This is a genomic window from Caulobacter sp. (genome assembly GCF_049283275.1).
Classification (GTDB): Bacteria; Pseudomonadota; Alphaproteobacteria; order Caulobacterales; family Caulobacteraceae; genus Caulobacter.
In genome coordinates, this window is record NZ_JBAPVS010000158.1 from 1 (window position 1) to 8509 (window position 8509).

Sequence of the window (8509 nt, forward strand, 5' to 3'; positions counted from 1 at the left end):
GCGCAACCGTCGCCGGGCCGCCGGCGATCGCCGACGGGATCTGCGCCGACGCCGCAAGCGGCGCGCCGGCCAAGAACGCCGCGAGGGCGAGGGCGACGGCCCGGACAAGCATGAGGCAACCTCCCGAACCGCGCTTGCGGTCCGCCTTTGCGATCCAGCCTCCACATTTTGGCGCACGTTCCTACTGCGACCATGGTCTAAGGCCGGCGTTCCCTGGGCCGGCCGCGAAGGTCCCGACCCGGCCAGGGGCGAACCCCCTCGTCAGGACCTTGAGCGACAAAAAAAAGCCCGCCGCATAAGCGGCGGGCCGATGGTGTAAACTCGTCGGCGTCAGCGCCGGTCAAGAGGCGCGAAAGCCGTGACGCCCGAGCTTACTGGGAGGTGACGCGAAGGCGGAAGCCCAGGGTTCGAGGCGTGGGACCGGAACCCGACAGGGGCCCGTTGGTGCCGACGAAGGTCGGGCCGCGCTCATCGGCGAGGTTGTTGCCGACGAAGGCGAATTCCCACTGATCACGCCGCACGCCGATCGTGGTGCTCAGCTGATCGTAGGGGCGCGAGGTGAACCCGTTGGTCTGGATACGATCGCCGCTGTGGCTGACCGCAAAATTGCCGAACCCTTCCAGACCGTAGGGTAGATCGCGGCTGTAGTTGATATCGAAGCGATAGTTCTGGTCGAGCGTGTTGAGCAGACGCGAGCCCGGCCGCAGCAGAGGTTGCGCCTTGGCGACGACGGCGTTCACGGTGTCGTATTTGCTGTCGTTGAAGTTGGCCACGAACCCGGCGCCGAGGCCCTTGATCGGCGTGCGCCAATGAAGCTCGATGTCCACGCCCTTGGTGGTGGCGTCGCCGAAGTTCGCGAAGCCGTTCACCCCCTCGATGCCGCCGGTGACCGAGGTCTGGAGGTTGGTGTATTCGAGCTGATAGAGGTTCAGGCCGACCGTCCACGACCTGTCGTCATTGCGCCACTTGAGACCGAACTCGTAGTTCTTCGATTCTTCCGGCTCGAGGGCCACCGACACCGGGACGCCGGCCAAGGTCAGGGATTGGACCTGCACGCGGGATTGGACGATGCCCGGACGGAAGCCCGTGGAGGCCGACAAGAACATCGTCAGATTGTCGGTGGGCAGATAGGCGAGGTTGAGCCGCCAGGTGTTGACGTCGGCATCGGTGGGCACCGATGTGGCCCCATCGGAGAAGGATCGATCGTCGTGATAGGTCCGCAACCCGACCAGCGGCACGAGCTTGCCGTCGAACAGGTCATAGCTGACCTCGCCGAAGAAGGCGTAGTTCTTGGTGAGCGTGTTGTTGCTGGCGTTGATGTTCACGCCGGGACGAACGAGCGCGTTGACCTGCGGCCCCTCGCCGTCCTGGTAGGAGGCGCCAGCGACCCAGTGCAGAGGGCCCTCGGTCGTGGAGTTCACGCGGATTTCCTCGGCGAACATCTTGGGCAGGAACCGGCTGGAGAAGTGCCCCGACGGCGACTGCGGAATGTTGATCCCGAAATCACCCTCCAGATTGCTGGTCGCGCTGGTGACGGAGAAGCCGTCGAAGTCGACCTTCGCCGCCAGGCTCCACAGCTTGAAGTCGCCGTTGGAGAAGCCTTGCTGGCCCGCGGTGTTCTGGAAATAGGGCGGCTTGACCGACGCCGTGAAGCCGGTGAAGTCCTGCCGCGGCTGGAAGTGCCAGTATTGGGCGCGGATCTCGACATTGTCGGCCGGGCGGAACAGGGCGACGAGGCGCAGGTCGTCGTTCTTGGCCTTGTTGACGCCCTTCTGGTCGGGCGTGCCGTCATAGGGCCCGTAATAGGCGTCAGCCCACCCGGCGTCGCGCGCGGTGCCGCCGCTGATGCGGATCGCCAGCTTGTCCTTGATGATCGGCACCGAAACCGCGCCCGAGACGCCGTAGTTCAAGCCCTCGGCGCCCCGCGTGCTCGCGCTTTCGCCTTCGGCGGCGTATTCGATCTCGCTGAGATTGGGATCGCGTGTGTGGAAGATGAACACGCCGCCCGACGAGCCTTGGCCGTACAGCGTCCCTTGGGGCCCGCGCAGGACTTCCACGCGGTCCATGTCGATGAACCGCACCGGCGGCGCGATGCCGAAGTTGGTGACGATGAACGGAACGTCGTCGAGATAGTAGCCGAGCGGCGAGTCACCGTTCTGGGTGACGGCGCCCCGCAGATTGTAGAAGCGCGAGCCCACCGATTGGCGGAAGCCTTCGAAGGCGCCGGGGATGGTCGACACCAGGTCGCCGACGTTGCCGATATTGCGCGCCTTCAGCTCTTCGCCCGAAAACGCCTGGATCGCCATCGGGACGGTCTGGAGCGTCTGCCCACCGGTCTTCGAGGCGGTGACGACGACTTCTTGAACGGTGCTGGTGGATTCACCGGCGGCATGCCGGGGATCATCTTGCACGCCCGCGGCCTGCTGCGCATGTGCGGCGCCCCAAGACGCGCTCACAGCCAAGGCCGTCGCGCTGACCGCGAGCCACTTCCGATTTTGCATCCCTGTTTCTCCCCTAACGTCTGAGCGCGTTACGTCGCTCCTCCCCCGCTCGTCCGTTGGCGGGAGTTACGCCTCAGCCCTTGATGTTTGCTTGCTGGCGACACCTGGACAGTGACGTGCAAACGATTGCCGGTCAACTAAACTCTGAAATCAGGGGCGATATCGACCGTTCGGCAGCGCTTCCGGTGCGCCACAAGGGGCGGATATTGGGAGTCGCGGCGCTTTGGCCGGTCCTGGCGGGCGAATCCCAGACCTCAAGACAATCGATTGCAGCGCGATTGTCGGATGGCGGAGGAGCACCGGCGAGCGGGCGCGATCTCCACCGGGCGCTCCCGCGCGCCCGTCATCCTCATGTCAGTCCGGAGTCGAGGCCGTCGAGGCGCGTACGGTGAGGGTCGGCGCGAGAAGAACCGAGGCGGCGGCCTCGTCGCGCATCAGGGCAAGCAGCGTCTCGACCAGCGCTTGGGCGCCTCGCCCGAGATCCTGCCGGATCGATGTCAGGGGCGGCAGGGTGTGGCGCGCGATCTCCAGGTCGTCAAATCCGATGACCTTGACGTCGGCGGGCACCGACCGGCCGTGGTCGGCCAGGGCCTGAATGGTCATCATGGCGATCGTGTCGGAGGCGGCGAAAATGCCGTCGACCCGATCGGCGATGCCCAGATAGTCGGAGATGGTCGCCAAGGCCATGTCCGGCACGAAGTGAACCGGCAGGAGCGCGCCGGCCACGCCGTCGCCGGCGGCCTTCAGCGCATCGCGGAAGCCCCGCAGGCGCTCCTCGACCTCGGGAACGGTGGGGTCGCCGAAAAAAGCCAGCTTGCGACAGCCCTGGGCCAGCAGATGCTCCGTCGCCATCCGCCCGCCCAGGCGGTTGTCGCTGCCGACCGTGCGATAGGCGTGCCCTTCGATATGAGCGCCCCAAACGACCATGGGCTTGTAGGCCCTTGCGATCTGATCGAGGACGAGCGCCTGGTCGGATTGCCCGATGACGATGATCCCGTCCACGCGCCCCGACTGGGCGATGCGATCCAGCCAGTCGACATCACTGGGCACGACGCGGCTCAGCAGCGCGTCATAGCCGTGGTCAGCCAGCCGGTCGGCTACGTGGCTGATCAGGGTCATGAAGAAGGGGTCGGACAGGTGCTGGGTCCGCTCGTGTCCGATGGGGACCACGACGCCGATGGCCCCCGTCCGCCCGATCCTCAGGTTGCGCGCCGTCGTGCTGGGTTTGAACTGCAGGTCAGCGGCCAGCTTCTGGATGCGCTCCCGGGTCGCCGGCGACAGGTGCCCGGCGCCCGTCAGGGCCCGAGAAACCGTCGCCGTCGACACGCCGGCGATCTTCGCCAGCTCCTGGATATTCTGAGGTCGTGCGCCGGCCTGGTTGGACTCGGACCGAATCTTGGGGGGCAAGGCAACCTCAGGGAGAAGCTTAGACCGTTCAGCGGACGCCAATGACGCTTCTTCGTCAAGGTCGCCGCGCAAACGTGGCCGCGAAGAAGTTAGTTCGATTCCGAGGCTTGCTCCAGGTCCAGCAGGCCTTCGATGATCGCGGTTTCGGCGCAACCCGGCTTGAGCCTGGAGGACACGACCTCGAAGGTGTTCTGGCCGAAGGCCTCATCGTGGGGAATATAGCCGGACGGCGCCATTCCGTTGGTCAGGGTCGCCATCATCGCGCGGCTGGATCCGCTCCTGGCCTTGAAGCGCAGGGCGATGGGATTGAAGACCTCGGCGTTGACCCCGCCGATCTCGATGCCCCCGATCTTCAACAGGCTCAGACGAATCGGCACGTCGGGTCCGTCGGCATAGGTTCCGGGGTAGCCGGCCCGGCCCTTGTCCGTGCGCACGCGGCCCGGGCACGTCACCGTCTTGGAGGCGCCGAAGATGCGAGGATTGACCTCCGGCCGATCCAGGACGTCACGGCCCACGCGCAGGACTTCCTCGCCAAGCATCTGCCCCATCGAATCGACCATCTGCCGTTGCTGAGCCATCAGCCGGGCGACTTGGGGATCCTTCCTGTCGAGGCCTTGGCCGCCGGGCGGCATCGCATTGCTGATGTCCTCCCCACGCTTGGCGTAGGCGGCGATCCGGATATTTCGCAGGTCATAGGTCTGCTGGAAGAAGATCGGGTTCTGGTCGCCGGCTGCGCCTTCGCTCCAGATCGCGACCGCGCCGCTTCCCAGGGAGTCTTCGATGTAGCGCGAGGCGGCGCCGGGAATGTCCCCGCTGACCATGTCCAGCTGCCCGTTCAACACCGCATGGACGGCGTAGTTGTAGTAGACCGCGATCGGCTGACCCGACGCCGAGGTGATGCTCACCACGCCGACGGTCTTGTCGGACGGGCCTTCATAGTTGGGCCCTTCCCACCAGCGATGGGTTTTGGGGTCGATGATGTTGCGGTTGATGTTGATGTAGGAAACGCCTTGGCCGTACGCGATCGTGGCCGGCTGCAACTTGGCCGCGGCTTGACGCAGGGCCGTCACGATCTTCTCGTCGAGCTGGGGAACGCCGCGCGGCACGCTGTGGGAGTGTGTGGCGGTCAGCATCAGGTTCGCCGACGGGATGCCGAGGCTTTGCGCGCCTTGGACGACGGCGGCCCAGACGGAGTCGGGCATGCCACCGATATCCACGCTCACCAGGGCCGCCTTCTGACCGTCGTGCTCGAGCACGGTTGCGCGGACATAGATCGGGTCGTTGATCCCGTCATAGCCCTTGGGAAGCTGGGCCTTGGTCGGGGTGATATCGACCTTGGCCGCCCCCGCGTTCAGCGGCGCGACCGTCGGGGCGCTAAGTGCGGACGTCGCCTGCAGAGCCATGATCGACGTCGTCAAAGCCAGAACCATGTACTTCACGTCTCTCTCCCGATGTTATTGTTTGTAATTGGAAAATCGAGCATCGACCGCAAGGCGGCCCTCTCCGGTTAGGGTGTTCGCTCCGCGGCTCTGATCGCCAGGGCCACCGCGCCGAGCGGCCCCGCGTCCGCGCCCAGCGCGGGCGCGGCGATGATCCGGTCCACGCTCGAGGGTGTCACGAAGGGCAGATAGGATTCCAGACGCTCGAGAACCTTGGCCCGAACCCGGGGCAGCAACTGACGCCGGGCGATCGCGATCCCGCCGCCGATCAGGACCCGGTCGGCCGAGGTCGTCAGGAGCAAGACGCCGACGAGTTCGGCCAAGGTGTGGGCGACATGATCCCACCGAGGGTCATCATCCCCGACCTTGGCCGGGTCGCCTTCGAACAGACCCGCCAGCGCCGGTCCCGAAATGAGCCCTTCCACGCAATCGCCGTGAAAGGGGCAGGCGCCGGCGAAGGTGTCGCCAGGCGCGCGCCGCAGCTTCAGATGTCCAATCTCCGGGTGCATGGCGCCATGGACCGCGCGGCCGTCGACGACGAGCCCCCCGCCCACGCCGGTGCCGAGCGTCAGGTACCAGAGCGATCGACACCCCTTGCCCGCGCCCCAGTCGTATTCAGCCAGGGCCGCGCCGTTGACGTCGGTGTCGAGCGCCCAAGGACCGGGAAAGGCCCGCGTGAGGACCGGGGCGACCGGCGCATGGCTCCAGCCCGGCTTGGGGGTCGCCAGCATGTGGCCATGGTCGTCCGCCGCGGCGTCCAGCTGTATGGGGCCAAACGACGCGATCCCAAGGCCAGCGATGGGATGCTCGCGCGTCCAGCGCTCCAGCGTCGTGGCCAAGGCCCCCAGGGTGGCGTCCGGCGTCGTCGTCGCCACCACTTGGCGCTCGAGGATGTCGCGACCGGCGGCCAGCACCGCGATCGATTTGGTGCCGCCAAGCTCGACACCGGCGAAGAGGGATCGCCCCGCCACCTCTAGACCTCCAGATCGGCCTGGTCGCCACTCAGGCGCAGGCGGAGCGTCGGGGCGAACGTGGCGCCGAACCGTCGGGCGCCATCATCCTGCTGGCCGCGGCCCCAATCGTCGATGAAACTGATCACCGAGAGGTCCGGCAGCACAAGCCAGCTATAGGCCTGGCGCGGCGCGGCCGGCGGATTGGCGAAGACCAGTCCATCGCCGTTCAGCGGACGCCAACCGCCGTCCAGGCTGCTGGAGACCATGCCGTACAGCCCGGTGGGCGCGTGCCTCAGGTCCGGCGCGAAGACATGGGTCTGGGTCGACCAGAACATGTAGTACAGGCCGCCGGCCATGATGACATGCGGCCGCTCCAGCTCGTTGTTGACGTCGGTGGCGTCGATCAGCGGCGGCATGAGCCGCCAATCGCCCGGCTCCCCCGTTCCAGACACCGCCGCGCCGATCACGCCGTTGAACGCCGACCCCGCCCCCGCCGCGGAACCGGCGAAGAACAGGTAGTGGGCCCCGTCCCTGGGATCGTGGAAATAGGCCGGGTCGCGGAAGGCCTTGATCGTCCCGATGACGCCCACACCGCCGTCGCTGGCCATGTAGTGCTCGGGGTCGCGAGCGACGATCTCGCGCAGCTCCCGCCAATCGGAGAACCTCGAATGCTCGCCGATCCGTTCGAGGGTGGCGCGGGCGCTGAACAACCTCTGTTCAAAGGTCAGCGCCTCCTCGCCCCGTCGGCCGGTGGCGGTGAAATACAGAGTCAGCGTGCGCTGATCATCGTCCAGCACCGCTGATCCGGACCATTCCCGGCTGCCGGGAGAAAAGCCTTCCGGCATCAGCGGCCCCCGGTGGGACCAGCCTCGGGCGTCGTGCTGAAGCAGGTGGATGCGCGCGTGCCCGTGCCGGGAGTCGGGATCGTCGAAACGCGGCGCGCCCAAGGCCATCCACAGCGTCACGCCTTCGCCGAACTCGACCGGCGCGCCCGCCGCGGTCTGGACGGGCCAGGCGTCCCAGATGTCCAGGTCGGGCGCGATGCGTTCGATGTCCGCCTCGACGATCAGCGGCGCCGCGCAGAGGCGGCCGCCGTCGATCCGCGCCACGTGGTCGGGCTTCCAACGATCCGGGGAAGCGCGCTCACCGGCGACCGCCGAGGGAAAAGAACTGGACATGCGCTCTCCTGGTCCGGCTGGAAGCAAGCCCGCCCCAACTGCGCGGGTGTAGAAGAAACGAACCGATGTGGCAAACGATTGCCACGCGTTTGGAAGCCTATTTCACAAGCAGCGGGCGACGGAACACGACGACCCGAGCTCAGCGCGCCGCGTCGACGACGCCAGGATCGATCGGGACCCGGATCCAGCGCGCTCAAGAGGTCCTCTCCGCGACCTTGCGCCGACCGCGTCGCATGATCGCCCTCCCGAACTCGCCCTTGGAAAACCGGCGCCTCGGCGAAGGCCGCGCGACGGCCTCACGCCCATGACGCCGCGTGCAAAAAGCCCCCCGCGAAGATGGCAGGACAATCTTCGCGGGGGCAGCCGCCTCGCAGGTAAGGCGATCTTTCGAGAGCAGCGCGCGGCCTCGGCCTGCGCGCCCTCCATGGCCTCCAACCCCGCCTTCTCCTCTGCGCGTCGCGCCGGCCACAGGGCCTCGAAGGATAAGCCGGCATCGAAAACGCTTTTCAAGAATGACTCGCGGTGGGTCGCCGCGTTCGGCGGCGTCTGCACCAGACATTTCACGCAATCGTTTGCTGGTCAATACGGGCAACCACTGTCGCCATGCTAAAAGCCCTCGCCAGCGCCTGCCTCTCATAAACGTTCGACGAGACGCAACCGATTGCTGACTTCGCCTCACTCATCGTATGGTCGATCAAAGATCCCCGGGGGCGGCGCGGCGCCGCGCACCAGGCCAGGACATGCGGAAGGAAACGATGAGACACCCAATGACCCGTCGAGGCTTCGCGGGCGCGACCCTGGCCATCGCCGCCCTGGCGGCGGGCGGCTCCGGACAAGCCCAACCGCTCGCCGCGGAGCTGAGCGCCGTGGATCCCCAGCTGCGGGGACCGCTGGCCCATCCGGAGCGGATCAAGATCCCGTCGATGACCGAGCAGGACATCGTCGCCCTTCTGCGAAAGGCGCCGCCGCCCGGAGCGCCCTTCCTGACCGCGCCCCCCGTCACGACGCGCCAGATTCGCGGACCGTTGGGC

At 66.8% G+C, this 8509-nt stretch carries 5 protein-coding genes and 1 pseudogene; 1 reads left to right on the forward strand and 5 read right to left on the reverse strand.

What is annotated here, in order from left to right:
- Positions 1 to 371: 371 nt before the first annotated feature.
- From WAL33_RS08580 to WAL33_RS08600, 5 genes are all read right to left on the reverse strand, one after another.
- Positions 372 to 2411 carry a TonB-dependent receptor gene (locus tag WAL33_RS08580; protein WP_422180422.1) on the reverse strand — a complete coding sequence of 680 codons (2040 nt, stop codon included), beginning with the start codon at positions 2409 to 2411 and terminating at the stop codon, positions 372 to 374.
- A 444-nt stretch (positions 2412 to 2855) separates the two neighbouring features.
- A complete protein-coding gene (locus tag WAL33_RS08585; protein ID WP_422180423.1) occupies positions 2856 to 3908 on the reverse strand; it encodes a LacI family DNA-binding transcriptional regulator in 1053 nt (350 codons plus the stop codon).
- A gap of 89 nt (positions 3909 to 3997) precedes the next feature.
- Positions 3998 to 5338, reverse strand: coding sequence for a hypothetical protein (locus tag WAL33_RS08590; RefSeq protein WP_422180429.1), 1341 nt, complete (start codon positions 5336 to 5338; stop codon positions 3998 to 4000).
- Positions 5339 to 5415: 77 nt separating this feature from the next.
- Positions 5416 to 6318 carry an ROK family protein gene (locus WAL33_RS08595; RefSeq protein WP_422180425.1) on the reverse strand — a complete coding sequence of 301 codons (903 nt, stop codon included), beginning with the start codon at positions 6316 to 6318 and terminating at the stop codon, positions 5416 to 5418.
- A gap of 2 nt (positions 6319 to 6320) precedes the next feature.
- Positions 6321 to 7478, reverse strand: coding sequence for a glycoside hydrolase family 68 protein (locus WAL33_RS08600; RefSeq protein WP_422180427.1), 1158 nt, complete (start codon positions 7476 to 7478; stop codon positions 6321 to 6323).
- Positions 7479 to 8245: 767 nt separating this feature from the next.
- On the opposite strand from WAL33_RS08600, the pseudogene WAL33_RS08605 reads away from it, so the two are divergent.
- Positions 8246 to 8509 (forward strand): annotated as a pseudogene (locus WAL33_RS08605) (alpha/beta hydrolase); the annotation flags it as partial.

Coding starts and splice junctions, on each gene's coding strand:
- WAL33_RS08600 (WP_422180427.1), bottom strand. CDS start 7,478: ATGTCCAGTTCTTTTCCCTCGGCGGTCGCCGGTGAGCGCGCTTCCCCG.
- WAL33_RS08590 (WP_422180429.1), bottom strand. CDS start 5,338: ATGGTTCTGGCTTTGACGACGTCGATCATGGCTCTGCAGGCGACGTCC.